The organism is Pseudomonas sp. MBLB4136 (assembly GCF_051904765.1).
GTDB lineage: Bacteria > Pseudomonadota > Gammaproteobacteria > Pseudomonadales > Pseudomonadaceae > Aquipseudomonas.
Map to the genome: position 1 here is coordinate 683,062 of NZ_CP196713.1, position 17,230 is coordinate 700,291.

Below are 17,230 nucleotides of genomic sequence, written 5' to 3' on the forward strand. Positions count from 1 at the left end.
AGGGGCAATAAAAAGCCCGGAGCACTGTCTGTGTCCGGGCTTTGAGTGTAACCGGCGGGCCGCCGTCTCAGGCAACCTGCAACGGAATGGCGTTGCTGGTGTGGCTCAGTTCGTTGCCCGGCGCCATGTACAGCATGCGCGGCTTGAAGCTGGCCAGTTCGGCCTCGCTGTACTGGGCATAGGCACAGATGATCACCCGGTCGCCGACCTTGGCCTTGTGCGCCGCCGCGCCGTTCACCGAGATCATCCGCGAGCCGGCTTCGCCGCGAATCGCGTAGGTGGTGAAGCGCTCGCCGTTGTCGATGTTGTAGATCTGAATCTGCTCGTACTCATGGATGCCGGCCAGGTCCAGCCACTCACCGTCGATGGCGCAGGAGCCCTCGTAGTCGAGCACGGCGTGGGTGACTTCGGCGCGGTGCAGTTTGGCCTTGAGCATGATCGCGTGCATGGCGTTCTCCTAAGCGGTTGCAGTGGCTGAGCGAACCGGTGCGCCGCGGCTCAGGGAGCCGGCGCACTGGCTCGCTGGCGGGTTACGGGGTGGCGTCGAGGTCGAGCGCCAGGTTGTCGATCAGTCGGGTGTTGCCGATGAAGGCGGCGACCAGGATCACCAGCTGGCGATCCTGTGCGGTGGCCGGACGCAGGCTGTTGGCCTCGCGAACCTCCAGATAGTCCGGGCGGAAGCCGACGGCGAGCTGTAGCTGCTGAGCGGCGGCGATCAGCTTGGCGAAGTCGCGGTCACCCTCGCGAAGCGCCGCGGCGATCTGCTGCAGGCTGCGATACAGGGTGGGCGCCACGACGCGCTGTTCAGGGGTCAGGTAGCCGTTGCGCGACGACAGCGCCAAGCCGTCCTCGGCACGCACGGTGGGCTCGCCGATGATCTGGATCGGCATGTTCAGGTCGCGGACCAGGGCGCGGATCAGCGCCAGCTGCTGAAAATCCTTCTGGCCGAACACCGCGAGGTCCGGCTGGACCATGTTGAGCAGCTTGGTCACCACGGTGGCGACCCCTTCGAAGTGTCCGGGGCGACTGGCGCCGCACAGGTCTTCGGAAACCCGCGGCACGCTGACCCGGGTCTGGTCGTGCATGCCGTCCGGGTAAATCTCCTCGACGCTGGGGGCGAACAACAGGTGGCAACCGGCGTCGAGCAGCTTGTCCTGGTCTTCGGCGAGGGTGCGCGGGTACTTGTCGAGGTCTTCGCTCGGGCCGAACTGCAATGGGTTGACGAAGATGCTCGCCACCACGAAGTCGGCGCGCTGCGCCGCCTTTGTCACCAGAGCGGCATGGCCGGCGTGCAGGTTGCCCATGGTCGGCACGAAGCCGATCTGCTTGCCCTCGGCGCGCGCCTGGGCCACGGCGGCCCGCAGGTCGCGAATGGTCTTGACCGTATTCATAGGGAGAATCCGTGTTCGGCGGCGGGGAAGGTCTGCGCCTTGACCGCCTGGACGTAGGCGCCGAGCGCCGCCTGAATGTTGCTCTGGCCGGCCATGAAGTCCTTGACGAACTTGGGCGTGCGGCCGCTCAGGGACAGACCGAGCATGTCGTGCAGGACTAGCACCTGGCCGTCGGTGTGGCCGCCGGCGCCGATGCCGATCACCGGGATCTTCACCGCCTGGCTGATTTCCGCGGCCAGTTCGCTGGGCACGCACTCGAGCAGCAGCATGGCCGCGCCAGCCTGCTCCAGGGCCATGGCGTCGGCGCGCATCTGCCGTGCCTGGGCCTCCTGGCGGCCCTGCACCTTGTAGCCACCGAGGATATTCACCGCTTGCGGCGTCAGCCCCAGGTGCACGCAGGTCGGCACACCGCGCTCGGCCAGCAGGCGGACCGGTTCGGCGAGCCAGCCGGCGCCTTCCAGCTTGACCATGTGGGCGCCGGCCTGCATCAGGGTGGCGCAGTTGGCCAGCGTCTGCTCGGTGGTGGCGTAGGCCATGAACGGCAGGTCGACGAGGATCAGCGCACCCTGGTTGCCGCGCTTGACGCTGGCGGTGTGGTAGGCCATATCGGCGACACTGACCGGCAGGGTGCTGTCGTGCCCCTGCAGGACCATGCCGAGGGAGTCGCCGACCAGCAGCACCTCGACCCCCGCCTGGCTGGCTGCCTGGGCGAAGGTGGCGTCGTAGCAGGTCAGCATGGCGATCTTCTCGCCGCTCTGCTTGAGGCTCTGCAGGGTGGTCAGGGTAACGTCAGGCATGAGAATCGTCCTCAATCAGGCGTCGAGCCAGCAGCCGTGCTGCTTCAAATTGGCCTGCATTGGCCTCGGTTTTCACCGGTGCCGGGCAACGGGACGCATATAGTCCTGATGGGGCGGCTTGAAGTCAATTGCGGGTGTTACCGGCACGTTACTGGCGTTACCGTCCTGCGCCGGCGTGCGCAGCGCCCGTGGTGTCGGCGCGGCGCACCCGGGCGCTTGGCGACGGGGCGACGAGAGGCTCTAGGCCAGGCGCTCCAGTCCCTGGAAGGGGCAGACGTCGAGCAACTGCTGCAGCGCGCGACCGTCGGGCAGCACCAAGTCCGGGGCCAGTTCGGCCAGGGGGTAGAGGACGAAGGGGCGGGCATGCATGTGGTAATGCGGCACCGTCAAGCGCGGCTCATCGAGGCGGCGCTGGCCGAACAGCAGGATGTCCAGGTCGAGGGTGCGCGGCCCCCAGCGTTCGGCCTTGCGCGTGCGTCCCTGGTTCAGCTCGATGGCCTGCAAGGCGTCGAGCAGGGTCAGGGGGGAGAGCGCGGTATCGAGGGCGGCAACGGCATTGACGTAGCGCGGCTGGTCCGCCGGGCCGAGCGGGTCGCTGGCATAGAAGGACGAGGTGGCGCTCAGCTGCGACTGCGGCAGTTCGGCCAGCGCGGCGAGGGCGCCGCGCAGTTGCTGCAGGGGCTCGGCCAGGTTGCTGCCGAGGCCGATATAGACCCGTTCCATCAGTCGTTGCTCGGCTTCGCCGCGGCTTCGCCGCTGCGCTTGCGCCGGCCGCCGCTGCGCTTGCGCTTGCGCGGGGCGCCGGGGCCGTCGTCCTTGCTGCTGAGCTCGCGGATCATCGCCCGTCGCTCGCTGTCGCTGGCGTCCTGGTAGGTGGTCCACCAGGCGCCGAGGCCGCCGGTCTGCTCGCCGGCGCTCTCGCGCAGCAGGAGGAAGTCATAGCCGGCGCGGAAGCGCGGATTCTCCAGCAGCAGGTCGGCGCGCTTGCCGCTGCGCCGCGGCAGGCGCTCCTGCATGTCCCAGATCTCGCGGATCGGCAGGGTGAAACGCTTGGGCACGGCGATGCGCTGGCACTGTTCGCTGATCAGCTCGTGGGCGGCTTCCTGCATGGCCGGGATTGGCGGCATGCCACGCTCCTGCAGCTTCAGCACGCGGGCGGGTAGCGCCGGCCAGAGCAGCGCGGCGAAGAGGAACGCCGGGGTCACCGTCTTGCCCTGCTGGATGCGCAGGTCGGTGTTAGCCAGGGCGTTGTGGATCAGGGTGTCTGTGTAGTCCGGGTTCTGCTTGAGCGCCGCGGCGCTGGCAGGGAACAGTTCGCCGAACAGGCCGTAGTCGACCAGCAGCTCGTAGGTGTAGACCGCGTAACCGGCGAGGAACAGCTTGAGCACTTCCTCGAACAGGCGTGCCGAGGGAATCTCGCGCAGCATCGGCGCCAGCTTGTAGATGGGCGCGGCGCTGTGTTTCTCGATGTCGAAGTCCAGCTTGGCGGCGAAGCGCACGGCCCGCAGCATGCGGACCGGGTCTTCCTGGTAGCGCTGGCTCGGATCGCCGATCAGGCGGATCAGATGGTTGCGGATGTCGTGCACGCCATGGGCGTAGTCGAGAATGCGCTCGCTGCTCGGGTCGTAATACAGCGCATTGATGGTGAAGTCGCGACGCTGGGCGTCGTCCTCCAGGCTGCCGTAGACGTTGTCGCGCAGGATGCGCCCGCTCTCGTTGCGCGAGGCCAGGTTGCTGTTCTCTTCCTCATCGCCCTGGGGGTGGTTGGCGCGGAAGGTGGCGACTTCGATGATCTCGCGGCCGAAATGCACATGGGCCAGCTTGAAGCGCCGGCCGATCACCCGCGCATTACGGAACTCGGCGCGCACCTGTTCGGGGGTGGCGCTGGTGGCGACGTCGAAATCCTTGGGGTCGATGTCCAGCAGCAAGTCGCGCACGCAACCGCCGACCAGGTACGCCTGGTAGCCGGCATTCTGCAGGCGCTCCACCACGCTGGTGGCGTAGCGGCTGATTTCCCCGCGCTGGATCGGGTGCTGGCTGTTGTTCAGCACCTCGGGGGTGCTGTGCGAATGCTTGGCGCGGCGTAGGGGAGAGCGTAAAGACTTGAACAGCTTTTTCAGCATGGGATGCACTGTTTGACGGAATGACTGGCCAGAATACGTGATGGCCGCAGGGTTGGCGCGGATTCTAGCATCGAGTCGGGAGATGGTGTAGGAAGCGGCGGGAGATAGTCGGGCTGGGCGGGGCTGAAGCTACTGGGGGAGCCTAGGCTCCCCCCCAAGTAGGTGCGTGCTTTGTTCTTGTTGTTATGGCGAGCTTGTTGTTGTTTTCGGCTTGCTCGTTCCGCCGAGTCAATGACTCGTGGAAAACCTCCCAGCGTGGGAGCCAATAGCAAACGGATTACTTTGGATGCTGATGCTGCCATGGTCCTTGCGTGACCCAACCAGTACAGGAGCTGCCTCGTGGCAGTTTTATTGTTCTCGGCCTGGCTGTGGGGCGAGCCCCAAAGGCAATTCCTTTCCAAAATGATCAGTTAGCTGCGCCTCCGTCTTGTTGTTCTTGTTGTTCTGGAGTCGTTACGTCTTGTTTTTATTGTCGTGGGTGGAACTTGTTATTGTTGTTGTGCCAGCGATAAAGCAGATGTCGTGCCAGTTTTTGGTAATTCCTTGTAAAACAAAGGCTTGAGTGATTCTGCTGGTGCCCGGCAGGGACAAAAAAACCGGGCTGTCGTTACCGATAGACCCGGCTTTTGTTACGCGATGCTGATTGGGTAACAGCTCGGGGAACCTTTGTCCGGCGCATCTGTCGCGCACCTGGGGGCTCAGGTCCCGGTCGCCGCCCCCGACTTGCGCCGCGGAATGCCCAGGCGCTGGCGCCGTTCCCACAGGCACTTGCGGCTGATGCCGAGCTTGCGCGCCAGTTCGGTCTCGGTCATGTGGTCCTGGTGCTCCAGCACGAAGTGCTGGAAATAGTCTTCCAGCGACAGGTCCTCGGTGGGCTCCAGGCTGCTGTTGCTGGCCTGGGGCGCACCGCTGGAAGGGCCGTCGTCGTCTTCGTCGAGGTCGTCCAGCTCGATGTCGATGCCCAGCAGCTCGGCCGTGATGCTGCTGTTCTCGCAGAGGATCACCGCGCGCTCGATGGCGTTCTCCAGCTCGCGCACGTTGCCCGGCCAGGAGTAGTGACGGATCGCCTGCTCGGCGTCCTGGGCGAACTGCAGGTCGTCGCGGCCCATTCGGGTGCACTGGCGCAGCAGGAAGGCGCGGGCGATCTCCAGCACATCGTTGCCGCGTTCGCGCAGGGCGGGCAGCTTCAGGGCGATCACGTGCAGCCGGTAATACAGGTCCTCGCGGAACTGGCCGATCTTGGCCAGGCCCTTCAGGTCGCGGTGGGTGGCGGCGATCAGACGCACGTCGACCTTCTGCGACTGCACCGAGCCGACCCGGCGGATTTCGCCCTCCTGCAGCACCCGCAGCAGGCGGGCCTGGGCCTCGAGCGGCAACTCGCCGATCTCGTCGAGGAACAGGGTGCCGCCATCGGCCGCCTCGACCAGGCCGGCCCGGCTGGCGCTGGCGCCGGTGAACGCGCCTTTTTCATGGCCGAACAGCTCGGACTCGATCAGGGTTTCCGGGATGGCCGCGCAGTTGACCGAGATCAGTGGCGCCTTGGCGCGCTTGGACAGGTTGTGCAGGGCGCGGGCGACCAGCTCCTTGCCGGTGCCGGACTCGCCCTGGATCAGCACATTGGAGTCGGTCGGCGCGACCTTGCGGATCTTGCTGTACAGCTCCTGCATCGGCGCGCAGGAGCCGATGATGCCGATCTCGCCGTTGCCGCTGTCCTTGTCGCTGGCGGCCCGGCCGCTGCTGGCGGCGGGTTCGCCTGGGGCGCTCTTGGCCGTCTGTCGGTCGCGCAGGATGCGCGCCACGGTCTGGAGCATCTCGTCGTGGTCGAAGGGCTTGGCGATATAGTCGACCGCGCCCATCTTCATCGAGTCGACGGCCGAGCGCAGGCTGGCGTAGCTGGTCATGATCAGCACCGGGGTGCCCTCGGCCAGCTTGATCATTTCGGTACCCGGCGCGCCTGGCAGGCGCAGGTCGCTGACGATCAGGTCGAAGCCGGGGATGCTGTAGCGTTCCTGGGCTTCCTGTACCGAGCCGGCTTCGCTGACCTGGTACTGGTTGCGCTCGAGCAGGCGGCGCAGGGCAGAGCGGATAATGGTTTCGTCTTCGACGATCAAAATATGGGGCATCAATCTGTTCTCTCGACGGTCTCAGGTCGCAGGTTCAATTCGCTTTGGACGTCGCCTCGACATGCCGTGGCAGGGTCACCCGGATGCGGGTGCCGCGTTGGTGCTCGGGATCGGCCGGGCTGTCGATTGTTATCTGTCCATAATGCTCTTCCACGATGGAATAGACCAGCGCGAGGCCGAGTCCCGTGCCCCTGCCCACCTCCTTGGTGGTAAAGAAGGGCTCGAACAGGCGGTCCATGATCGCCTTGGGAATGCCGCTGCCTTCGTCCTCGACGATCAGATCGACGGTGTGTTCGCTGGCCTCGCTCTTGACCCGGATGGCCGCGCCCGGGGGCGAGGCATCGCGCGCGTTGGACAGCAGGTTGATCAGCACCTGGGCGAGGCGCTGGGGGTCACCCTCGGCCCAGTGCTCCGGGTCGCACAGGTTGAAGAACTGCACCTCGGTGCCGAGCCGGTTGAGCGCCAGCAGGCCGATGGCGTCCTGCGCCACCTGGGCCAGGGACACCGGTTCGTCGGCCTGCTGGTGGCTGCCGGAGTGGGCGAAGCTCATCAGTGACTGGACGATGCGCGAGACCCGCTTGGTCTGTTCGAGGATCTGTCCGCTCAGCTCGACCATCTCCTCGTCCTGCTCGCGGTCCTCGCGCAGGTTCTGCGCCAGGCAGGCGATGCCGGTGATCGGGTTGCCGATCTCGTGGGCCACCCCGGCGGCCAGGCGACCGATGCTGGCCAGGCGCTCGGAGTGGACCAGCTTGTCTTCCAGCATCTGGGTTTCGGTGAGGTCCTCGACCAGCAGCACCAGGCCGCTGTTGCCCGGCGCCAGCGGCTCGTCGATCGCCGCCTTGTGCAGGTTGAGCCAGCGGGTCTCGCCATCCAGGTCCAGCTGCTGCTTGTGCAGGTGCTGGTCGGGCAGCTCGATGAAACCGCTGAGCAGGCCGTGCCAGGGTTCGCCGAGGGTCGCCAGGCGCGAGCCGACCACGCGCTGCGCGGGGATCTCGGTGAGTTCCTCCATGGCCTTGTTCCACATCAGGATTTCCTGGTCCTTGGCCAGCGAGCAGACGCCCATGGGCAGTTCCTGCAGGGTCTGGCGGTGGTAGCGGCGCAGGGTGTCGAGTTCGGCGGCCAGGCCGGTGAGGCGCGAGTGGTAGTCCTCCAGGCGGCTCTCGATGAAGTGGATGTCCTCGGTGACATAGGTTTCGCTGCCGGCCTTATAGGGCAGGAAGGTCTCGACGATGTCCTGGGCCACGCTCGGCCCCATCAGGCCGGAGAGGTTGGCCTCGATGCGGTCGCGCAGGCGGCGCAGGGCATAGGGGCGGCCCTCGTCGAACGGCAGGTGCAGGTCGCGCAACGCCTGCTCGACCTCGCGCTGGGCGGTCTTGGCACCCAGCGGCTTGGCCAGCTGGGCGGCGAATTCCTGGGGCGACAGGGCCAGCAGCTCGCGGCGTTGCGGGCGGCGCACGTTGTCCACCGCGCAGGCCTCGGCGGCGCTCTTCTCCTCGTCGCTGGCCTCGGTGAACAGCGAGACCAGGGTGAACACCAGCACGTTGGCCGCCAGCGAGCCGATCGCGGCGAAGTGCCAGCTGCTGTCGTCCAGCACGTAGACCAGGTTGAACATCGGCAGGTAGAAGCCCTGCAGGTTGCCGAGCATCGGCAGCAGCATGCCCACCACCCAGACGCCGATGCCGGCCAGCAGGCCGGCGATGAAGCCGCGGCGGTTGGCGGTTGGCCAGTACAGCACCGAGAGCACCCCGGGGAGGAACTGCAGGGTGGCGACGAAGGCGACGATGCCCAGGTTGGCCAGGTCCTGCTCGGCGCCGAGCAGGTGATAGAAGCCGAAGCCGGCCATGATCACGGCGAAGATCAGCACCCGCCGGGTCCACTTCAGCCAGCGGTAGATGTTGCCTTCGGTCGGCGGCTGGTACAGCGGCAGCACCACATGGTTGAGGAGCATGCCGGACAGCGCCAGGGTGGTGACGATGATCAGCCCGCTGGAGGCCGACAGGCCGCCGACGTAGGCGATCAGCGCCAGGGTCTGGCTGTTCACCGCAATGCCCAGGCCGAGCGTGAAGTACTCCGGGTTGGTGGTGGCGCCCACGCGCAGGCCGGCCCAGAGGATCAGCGGCACCGCCAGGCTCATCAGCAGGAGGAACAGCGGCAGGCCCCAGCTGGCGCTGACCATGGCCCGCGGGTTGAGGTTCTCGGTGAAGGTCATGTGGTACATGTGCGGCATGACGATGGCCGAGGCGAAGAACACCAGCAGCAGGGTGCGCCAGGGGCCTTCCTGCAGCGGCGTGTGCAGGCTGGTCAGGGCGGCCTGGTTCTGCACCAGCCAGGTCTCCAGGGCCTGCGGCCCGTCGAACACCCCGTACAGGGCGTACAGGCCGATGATGGCCAGGGCGCCGAGCTTGACCACCGACTCGAAGGCGATGGCGAACACCAGCCCCTCGTGCTTCTCGCGGGTGGCGATATGGCGGGCGCCGAACAGGGTGGTGAAGAGGATGATCAGGCCGCAGAAGGCCAGGGCCACGCGGTCCTTCACCGGCTCCTGGGTGAGGATGCCGATCGAGTCGGCCACCGCCTGGATCTGCAGCGCCAGCAGTGGCAGCACGCCGATCAGCATGAATACCGTGCTCAGCGCGCCGGCCCAGGTGCTGCGAAAGCGGAAGGCGAACAGGTCGGCCAATGACGACAGCTGGTAGGTGCGGGTGATGCGCAGGATCGGGTAGAGCAGCACCGGCGCCAGGAGGAAGGCGCCGGACACCCCCAGGTAGCTGGCGAGGAAGCCGTAGCCGTACTGGTAGGCCAGGCCGACGGTGCCGTAGAAGGCCCAGGCGCTGGCATACACGCCGAGCGACAGGGTGTAGGTCAGGGGGTGGCGGATGATCCAGCGCGGGATCAGGCCGTGCTCGCTGACCCAGGCGACGCCGAACAACACCAGCAGGTAGGCGGCGCTGATCAGGATCAGCTGGCTCAGGCTAAAACTCATCAGCATCGGTTCGGCTCGGCGAATAAGGAATAAAGGGCGGTCGCTGCAGTTCGCCGCTGCGCATCAGAGCTCATCGGTGTCTCGCTGGCTCTGCAGGATGAAGGTCACCACGATCAGGATCAGCCACAACAGGTACGGCCGGTACCAGGCGCCGTTGGGGTCGGTCCACCAGTCCATGATGGCCGGGGAAAACAGGTAGATCCCCACAACCAGGATCAGAACCAATCGATAGATATACATGCGCAGCTCTTCTGGGATGTGGCGCGATGGTAACGGATGCGCGGCGGCCTGCGTAGGGCGCCCGGGCGCACGGCCGGCCTGGGCTGCACGGAGATTGTGCAGCGTTGCCGGTCGCCTGGTGCTGCGCGTTGCCGGGTGGGAGGGGCTAGAGTCTCTATAGCAGAGTACTGGCACAAGACTTGCGCGGGATGCGTGTCGTCCAGGCTCGCAGGAGGTTTACCGTGTCGATCCATGTTGCCTTGCACCACGTCAGCCATTACCGCTACGACCGCGATGTCCAGCTCGGGCCGCAGATCGTGCGCCTGCGGCCGGCGCCCCACAGCCGTACCCGGGTGCTGTCCTACGGCCTGAAGGTCGAGCCGGGCGGGCACTTCATCAACTGGCAGCAGGACCCCCAGGGCAACTACCTGGCGCGCCTGGTGTTCCCGGAGAAGACCCGGGAGCTGAAGGTGGAGGTCGACCTGGTCGCCGAGATGGCGGTGTTCAACCCCTTCGATTTCTTCCTCGAGCCCTATGCCGAGCAGATCCCCTTCGCCTACACCGAGGGCGAGCGGCGCGAGCTGGCGCCCTATCTGGTGCAGCTGCCGGCGACGCCGCTGTTCGCCGAGTACCTGGCCGGCATCGACCTGACGCCGACGGCCAGCGTCGACTTCCTAGTGGCGATCAATCAGCGCCTGTCCTGCGACATCGCCTACCTGATCCGCCTGGAGCCGGGGGTGCAGACGCCCGAGGAAACCCTGGAGAAGGGCTCGGGCTCCTGTCGCGACTCGGCCTGGCTGCTGGTGCAGCTGCTGCGTCACCTGGGCCTGGCCGCGCGCTTCGTCTCCGGCTACCTCATCCAGCTCACCGCCGACGTCAAGGCGCTGGACGGACCGTCGGGCACCGAGGTGGACTTCACCGACCTGCACGCCTGGAGCGAGGTCTACCTGCCCGGCGCCGGCTGGATCGGCCTGGACCCGACCAGCGGCCTGTTCGCCGGCGAGGGCCACATTCCCCTGGCCTGCAGCCCGGAACCGTCGTCGGCGGCGCCGATCAGTGGCGGGGTGGACGAGAGCGAGTGCGAGTTCTCCCACGAGATGCGCATCGAACGCATCTGGGAGGCGCCGCGGGTCACCCGGCCCTACAGCGAGGCGCAATGGCAGGCGATCGACGCCCTCGGCCGGCGCGTCGACGAGGACCTGCAGCGTGACGACATGCGCCTGACCATGGGCGGCGAGCCGACCTTCGTGGCCCTCGACTACCCGGACGAGGAGGAGTGGAACACCGCCGCCCTTGGCCCGCACAAGCGGCGCCTGGCCGCCGAGCTGTTCCATCGCCTGCGTGGCCACTACGCGCCGAAGGGGCTGGTGCACTTCGGCCAGGGCAAGTGGTACCCGGGCGAGCAGCTGCCGCGCTGGTCGCTTAACTGCTACTGGCGCCGCGATGGCGAGCCGCTGTGGCACGAACCGCTGCTGTATGCCGACGAGCAGAGCGACTACGGCGCCGACGCCGACCTGGCCGCGCGCTTTCTCGCCGCTCTGGCGCCGCGCCTGGGCCTGAGCGGCGAGCACTGCTTCGCCGCCTACGAGGACTTCCTCTATTACCTGTGGCGCGAACGCAAGCTGCCGAGCAACGTCAGCCCGGAGGATTCGCGGCTGAGCGACCCGCTGGAGCGCGAACGTCTGTGCAAGGTGTTCGAGCAGGGCCTGGGCAAGGTGGTCGGGCATATCCTGCCGCTGGCTCGCAGCGCCAGCGAAGACGCCTGGCAGAGCAGCGCCTGGTTCCTGCGCGACGAGCGCTGCCGGCTGCTGCCGGGCGACTCGCCGCTGGGCTACCGCCTGCCGCTGGAGTCGCAGCCCTGGGTCAGGGAGGCCGACTACCCCTATGTCAACCCGGTCGATCCGTCCCAGCTGCTGGCGCCACTCCCGCCGGCAGGGCAGATCGCCCGCCAGTTGCGCGGCGGCATGCCGGCGGGCCCCGGCCTCGAGGTCGAGCGCCCGCGCCGTGGGCAGTCGGCCGACCGCGTGGTGCGCACCGCGCTGTGCGCCGAGCCGCGGGAAGGGCGCCTGTATCTGTTCATGCCGCCGCTGAGTCGCCTGGAAGACTACCTGGAGTTGGTCGCGGCCATCGAGGCGACCGCCGTCGAGCTGGACTGCCCGGTGCTGCTCGAAGGCTACGAGCCGCCCCAGGACCCGCGCCTGCAGTTCTTCCGGGTCACCCCGGACCCGGGGGTGATCGAGGTGAACATCCACCCGGCCGCCAGCTGGCCGGAGCTGGTCGAGCGCACCGAGTTCCTCTACGCGGCGGCGCGCCAGTCACGCCTGTCCAGCGAGAAGTTCATGATCGACGGCCGTCACACCGGCACCGGCGGCGGCAACCATTTCGTCCTCGGCGGCGCGACCCCGGCCGACTCGCCCTTCCTGCGCCGCCCCGATCTGCTGCGCAGCCTGATCAGCTACTGGCACAACCACCCGTCGCTGTCCTACCTGTTCTCCGGCCTGTTCATCGGCCCGACCTCCCAGGCGCCGCGGGTCGACGAGGCGCGCAACGATGCGCTCTACGAGCTGGAGATCGCCTTCGCGCAGATCCCCGAGCCGGGGCAGCCTTGCCAGCCCTGGCTGATCGACCGCCTGTTGCGCCACCTGCTGGTGGATGTGACCGGCAACACCCACCGGGCCGAGTTCTGCATCGACAAGCTGTATTCGCCGGACTCAGCCACCGGTCGCCTCGGCCTGCTCGAGCTGCGCGCCTTCGAGATGCCGCCCCACGGGGAAATGAGCCTGGCCCAGCAGTTGCTGCTGCGCGCGCTAATTGCGCGCTTCTGGCAGCAGCCCTACGCACCGGCGCGGCTGGTGCGCTGGGGCACCGAGCTGCACGACCGCTACCTGCTGCCGCATTTCGTCGAGCAGGATTTCGCCGACGTGATGCAGGAGCTCTATGCCTTCGGCTATCCGCTGCGGGCCGAGTGGTTCGCCCCGCACTTCGAGTTCCGCTTTCCCAAGGTCGGTGACTTCAACGTCAAGGGCATCGAACTGGAGCTGCGCCAGGCTCTGGAACCCTGGCACGTGCTGGGCGAGGAGGGCGCCACCGGCGGCACCGTGCGTTACGTCGACTCGTCCCTGGAGCGCCTGCAGGTCAAGGTCGACGGCATGCCGGCCGACCGCTACGTGCTGACCTGCAATGGCGTGCCGGTGCCGCTGCAGCCCACCGGTACGGTCGGCGAGTTCGTCGGCGGCGTGCGCTTCCGCGCCTGGCAGCCGGCCTCCTGCCTGCAGCCGAATATCGGCGTGCATGCGCCCCTGGTGTTCGACCTGATCGACAGCTGGATGAACCGTTCCCTGGGCGGTTGCCAGTATCATGTCGCCCATCCCGGCGGGCGCAACTACGAAAGCCTGCCGGTCAATGCCTACGAGGCGGAAAGTCGGCGTCTGGCGCGCTTCTTCCGACTCGGCCATAGTCCGGGCGAACGGACGCCGCTGGCGCCGATCGCCAATCCCGAGCTGCCGATGACCCTGGACCTGCGTCGTCACTAGGCGGCCACCCTTTTCTTGAGTGACTCATGCCCGACCTGCTAGCCGACTACCCGCTGAGCGATGCGGCCTATCACGAATTGGTGGATGCCAAGGGGCGGGTGCGGCCGCACTGGCGCCGGCTGTTCGAGCGCCTGCAGGCCGCCAGCCCCGAGCAGCTGGCCCAGCGCCAGGCCCTGGTGGCCCGGCAGATCCAGGAAAACGGCGTGACCTACAACGTCTACGCCGATCCCGAAGGCACCGACCGGCCCTGGGAGCTGGACCTGCTGCCGAACCTGATTCCCGCCGACGAATGGCGCCAGATCGCCGCCGGCGTGGCCCAGCGCGCGGCCCTGTTGAATGCCGTGCTGGCCGATATCTACGGGCCGCAGCAACTGATCGCCGATGGCCTGCTGCCGGCCGAGCTGGTATTCGGTCACAACAACTTCCTCTGGCCGTGCCAGGGCGTGAAGCCGGCGGGCGACACCTTCCTGCACCTGTATGCGGTGGACCTGGCCCGCGCGCCGGATGGCCGCTGGTGGGTCACCGACGACCGCACCCAGGCGCCGTCCGGCGCCGGCTACGCCCTGGAGAACCGGCAGATCGTCTCGCGCACCTTGCCCGAGCTGTACCGCGAGCTGAACGTGCAGTACCTCGGCGGCTTCTTCCGCACCCTGCAGGAGACCCTGGCGCGCCAGGCCCCGGCCGACGGCGAGACGCCCCTGGTGGTGCTGCTGACGTCCGGGCGCTTCAACGAGAGCTACTTCGAACACCTGTATCTGGCCCGCCAGCTCGGCTACCCGCTGGTCGAGGGCAGCGACCTGACGGTGCGCGACGCCACCCTGTACCTGAAAACCCTGGCCGGCCTGCGCCGCGTGCATGCGGTGCTGCGCCGGATGGACGACGACTTCTGCGACCCGCTGGAGCTGCGCGCCGACTCTGCCCTTGGGGTGCCTGGCCTGCTCGAGGCGGTGCGTCGCGGGCGGGTGCTGATCGCCAACGCCCTGGGTAGCGGGGTGCTGGAGTCGCCGGGACTGCCCGGTTTTCTCCCGGCCATCGCCGAGAAACTGCTCGGCGAAAAGCTGCTGCTGCCGAGCATCGCCAGTTGGTGGTGCGGCGAGGCGCCCGTGCTCCAACAGGCCCTGAAGAAACTGCCGGAGCTGCTGGTGCGCCCCAGCTTCCCCTCGCAGAGTTTCCCCCCGGTATTGGCCCGCGACCTCGACGAGGCCCAGCGCGCGGCGCTGGCCGAGCGCCTGCGGGCCCGGCCCTATGCCTATGTCGCCCAGGCCCGCCCGCAACTGTCCCAGGCGCCGGTATGGCTGGGCGAGGCGGGAGGCTTGCAGGCTCGGGCCATCGGCATGCGGGTGTTCGCCGTGGCCGGTACCGAGGGCTACCGGGTGATGCCCGGTGGTCTGACCCGGGTGGCTGCCGCGGCCGGCGCCGAAGCGGTGTCGATGCAGAGCGGCGGGGCGAGTAAGGACACCTGGGTGCTCGGCGAGCGTCACCCCGGCGGCGAGCCCTGGCAGTGGTGGCGCGCCCTCGGCGTGGCCGACCTGGTGCGCAGCGACCCCTTCCTGCCGTCGCGGGTGGTGGAGAACCTGTTCTGGTTCGGCCGCTACAGCTCGCGCTGCGAGGACGGTGCGCGCCTGCTGCGCATCATGCTGGCGCGCTATGTCGACGATGACGACGATCCCCAGGCCCTGCAGAGCGCCCTGGCCCTGGGCGAAAGCCTCGGCCTGCTGCCGGAGGCGGCCAGCGGCGAGCTGGAGCAGCGTCTGCTGCAGGCGCTGCTCGGCGCCGACTGGCCGGCCAGCCTGCGGACCAACCTGCAACGCCTGCAATGGACCGCCGGCAGCGTGCGCGGCAAGCTGTCCCAGGGCAACTGGCAACTGCTGCTGGAGCTGCAGCGCGAGGCCCATCGGCTGGATGCCGAGGCCGAGGACTTCGGCGAGTTGCTGGACTACCTCGACGGCCTGCTGATCTCTCTGGCGGCGCTGTCCGGCTTCGCCCTGGACGACATGACCCGCGACGACGGCTGGCGTTTCCTGCTGGTCGGGCGCAGCATCGAGCGCCTGCACTTCATGGCCGAGAGCGTCGCCGCCTTCCTGCGCAGCGATGCGGTCGGCGACTCCTCCGCCCTGGCCTGGTTGCTGGAGCTGGGCAACAGCAGCATCACCTACCGCACCCGCTACCTGGCCTCGGCGCAACTCATACCGGTGCTCGACCTGCTGCTGCTGGATGAGCAGAATCCCCATGCCGTGCTGTTCCAGCTGCGCACCCTGCTGCGCGCGCTGGGCCGTCTCGGCGAACGCTACGAGCTGCCGGACGAGGTGCCCTTGCGCCAGCTGGAGCAGCAGCTCAGCGACTTCAGCCTGGCCAGTCTGGAGAACCCGCTGTTCGGCCCGAGCAGCGTCAAGGCGGTGCTGCTGGGCCTGGCCGATCTGCTGGAGCGCATCGCCGGGGCCGGCGAAGATGCCTCCGAACACCTCGGCCTGCGCTTCTTCGTGCACGTCGATCCCAGCCAGCGGACCCAGTCGACATGAACAGCGCGGCCTATCGGATCATCCACGACACCCACTACCGCTACTCGGCGCCGGTCTCCCTGGCCCAGCAGCTGGCGCACCTGTGGCCGCGGCCCTGCGCCTGGCAGCGCTGCGACGAGCGCGAGCTGCAGGTCAGCCCGCGGCCCTGCCAGCGCCGCGACGAACTGGATGTGTTCGGCAACCCGCTGACCCGCCTGGTGTTCGAGCGCCCCCATGACGCCCTGGTGGTCGGCGCGCGCCTGCGTATCGAGGTGCTGGCCCGGCCAGCGCTGACGCTGACGGACTCGCCGCCCTGGGAGAGCATCAGCGGCGCGCTCAGCTACAGCGGTCGCGCGCTCTCACCGGCCTTGCTGGATGCCGCCCGCTACCGCTTCGAGTCGCCCTATGTGCGCCTCAAGCAGGCTTTCGTCGATTACGCCGACGACTGTTTTCCGGCCCGCCGCCCGCTGCTCCTGGCGGTACAGGCGCTGATGGGCAAGATCTTCGAGGAGTTCACCTTCGATGCCGTGGCCACCCAGGTGGCCACGCCGCTGCTGCAGGTGCTGGAGGCGCGCCGCGGCGTGTGTCAGGACTTCGCCCACCTGATGCTTGCCTGCCTGCGCTCCCGTGGCTTGGCCGCGCGCTATGTCAGCGGTTACCTGCTGACCCAGCCGCCGCCCGGCCAGCCGCGGCTGATCGGCGCCGACGCCTCGCACGCCTGGGTCTCTGTGTATTGCCCGCGCCAGGGCTGGGTGGACTTCGACCCGACCAACAATATCCGTCCGGCTCTGGAACACATCACCTTGGCCTGGGGCCGCGACTTCGCCGATGTCTCGCCGCTGCGCGGAGTGATCCTCGGCGGCGGCAGCCACGACCCCGAGGTGCAGGTCACCGTGCTGCCGCTGGCCGAGGCGGTGGCGCCGAGCTGAGGCGACTCAGTCGGGCTGGCGTTCGGCCCACTTCGCCGGCCCGTTCGGTTGCCACTGGCGCAGCGCCTGCAGCAGTTCGCTGGGTGATTCGCCGAGCTGCAACATGGCGCGGTGCTGGGAGCGGACGAAGCGCTCGGCCACCAGGTGGTCGAGAAACTCGCCGAGCTTGGTGTAGAAACCCGCGACGTCCAGCAGGCCCAGGGGTTTGCCGTGGTAGCCGAGCTGGCCCCAGGTCCACACTTCGAACAGCTCCTCCAGGGTGCCGAGGCCACCGGGCAGGGCGATGAAGGCGTCGCTGAGCTCGGCCATCCGCGCCTTGCGCGCGTGCATGCCGTCCACCACCTCCAGGCGGGTCAGGCCCTGGTGGCCAATCTCCGCGCGCTCCAGGCCCTGCGGAATGATGCCGACGACTTCGCCGCCGGCGGCCATCGCCGCGTCCGCCACTACCCCCATCAGACCGACCGCGCCGCCGCCATAGACCAGGCGCAGGCCCTGTTCGGCCAGGTGCCGGCCGAGGTTCTCCGCCGCCTGGCGATAGATCGGCTGGGCACCGGGGCTGGCACCGCAGAATACGCAGATTGAGCGCAAGGTCATGCTCGACTCCTTAGGGCAATGATGCCTTCAGGGTAACGAG

General features: G+C 67.9%; 12 protein-coding genes. 3 read left to right on the plus strand and 9 right to left on the minus strand.

What is annotated here, in order from left to right:
- Positions 1–67 precede the first annotated feature (67 nt).
- From panD to ACSX1D_RS03030, 8 genes are all read right to left on the minus strand, one after another.
- On the minus strand, positions 68–448 hold the full coding sequence (gene panD, locus ACSX1D_RS02995; protein ID WP_208708323.1) for an aspartate 1-decarboxylase: 381 nt from the start codon (positions 446–448) through the stop codon (positions 68–70).
- An 82-nt stretch (positions 449–530) separates the two neighbouring features.
- The gene (panC, locus tag ACSX1D_RS03000) at positions 531–1,391 is read right to left on the minus strand and encodes a pantoate--beta-alanine ligase (RefSeq protein ID WP_439860914.1); all 861 of its coding nucleotides are present in this window, start codon (positions 1,389–1,391) and stop codon (positions 531–533) included.
- Entirely contained in the window at positions 1,388–2,188 is an 801-nt protein-coding gene (panB, locus tag ACSX1D_RS03005) for a 3-methyl-2-oxobutanoate hydroxymethyltransferase (RefSeq protein WP_439860915.1), read from the minus strand. The genes panC and panB overlap by 4 nt, the downstream gene beginning before the upstream one ends.
- 240 nt (positions 2,189–2,428) lie before the next feature.
- The gene (gene folK / locus ACSX1D_RS03010; protein ID WP_439860916.1) at positions 2,429–2,911 is read right to left on the minus strand and encodes a 2-amino-4-hydroxy-6-hydroxymethyldihydropteridine diphosphokinase; all 483 of its coding nucleotides are present in this window, start codon (positions 2,909–2,911) and stop codon (positions 2,429–2,431) included.
- Positions 2,911–4,311 carry a polynucleotide adenylyltransferase PcnB gene (locus ACSX1D_RS03015; RefSeq protein ID WP_439860917.1) on the minus strand — a complete coding sequence of 467 codons (1,401 nt, stop codon included), beginning with the start codon at positions 4,309–4,311 and terminating at the stop codon, positions 2,911–2,913. Before ACSX1D_RS03015 ends, folK begins: the two co-directional genes overlap by 1 nt.
- A gap of 698 nt (positions 4,312–5,009) precedes the next feature.
- Positions 5,010–6,434, minus strand: a complete 1,425-nt coding sequence (locus tag ACSX1D_RS03020; RefSeq protein WP_439860918.1) for a sigma-54-dependent transcriptional regulator — start codon at positions 6,432–6,434, stop codon at positions 5,010–5,012.
- Between the two features lie 34 nt (positions 6,435–6,468).
- Entirely contained in the window at positions 6,469–9,423 is a 2,955-nt protein-coding gene (locus tag ACSX1D_RS03025) for a sensor histidine kinase (protein WP_439860919.1), read from the minus strand.
- A 57-nt stretch (positions 9,424–9,480) separates the two neighbouring features.
- A complete protein-coding gene (locus tag ACSX1D_RS03030) occupies positions 9,481–9,657 on the minus strand; it encodes a hypothetical protein (RefSeq protein ID WP_208708330.1) in 177 nt (58 codons plus the stop codon).
- A gap of 221 nt (positions 9,658–9,878) precedes the next feature.
- Between ACSX1D_RS03030 and ACSX1D_RS03035 the strand changes: the two genes are divergently transcribed.
- The 3 genes from ACSX1D_RS03035 to ACSX1D_RS03045 are packed head-to-tail and all read left to right on the plus strand — an operon-like array spanning position 9,879 to position 16,596.
- Positions 9,879–13,169, plus strand: a complete 3,291-nt coding sequence (locus tag ACSX1D_RS03035) for a DUF2126 domain-containing protein (protein WP_439860920.1) — start codon at positions 9,879–9,881, stop codon at positions 13,167–13,169.
- Positions 13,170–13,195: 26 nt separating this feature from the next.
- Entirely contained in the window at positions 13,196–15,688 is a 2,493-nt protein-coding gene (locus tag ACSX1D_RS03040) for a circularly permuted type 2 ATP-grasp protein (protein ID WP_439860921.1), read from the plus strand.
- The gene (locus tag ACSX1D_RS03045; RefSeq protein ID WP_439860922.1) at positions 15,685–16,596 is read left to right on the plus strand and encodes a transglutaminase family protein; all 912 of its coding nucleotides are present in this window, start codon (positions 15,685–15,687) and stop codon (positions 16,594–16,596) included. The genes ACSX1D_RS03040 and ACSX1D_RS03045 overlap by 4 nt, the downstream gene beginning before the upstream one ends.
- Before the next feature lie 6 nt (positions 16,597–16,602).
- On the opposite strand, the gene ACSX1D_RS03050 is transcribed toward ACSX1D_RS03045, so the two are convergent.
- Positions 16,603–17,190, minus strand: coding sequence for a TIGR00730 family Rossman fold protein (locus tag ACSX1D_RS03050; protein ID WP_439860923.1), 588 nt, complete (start codon positions 17,188–17,190; stop codon positions 16,603–16,605).
- Positions 17,191–17,230 lie beyond the last annotated feature (40 nt).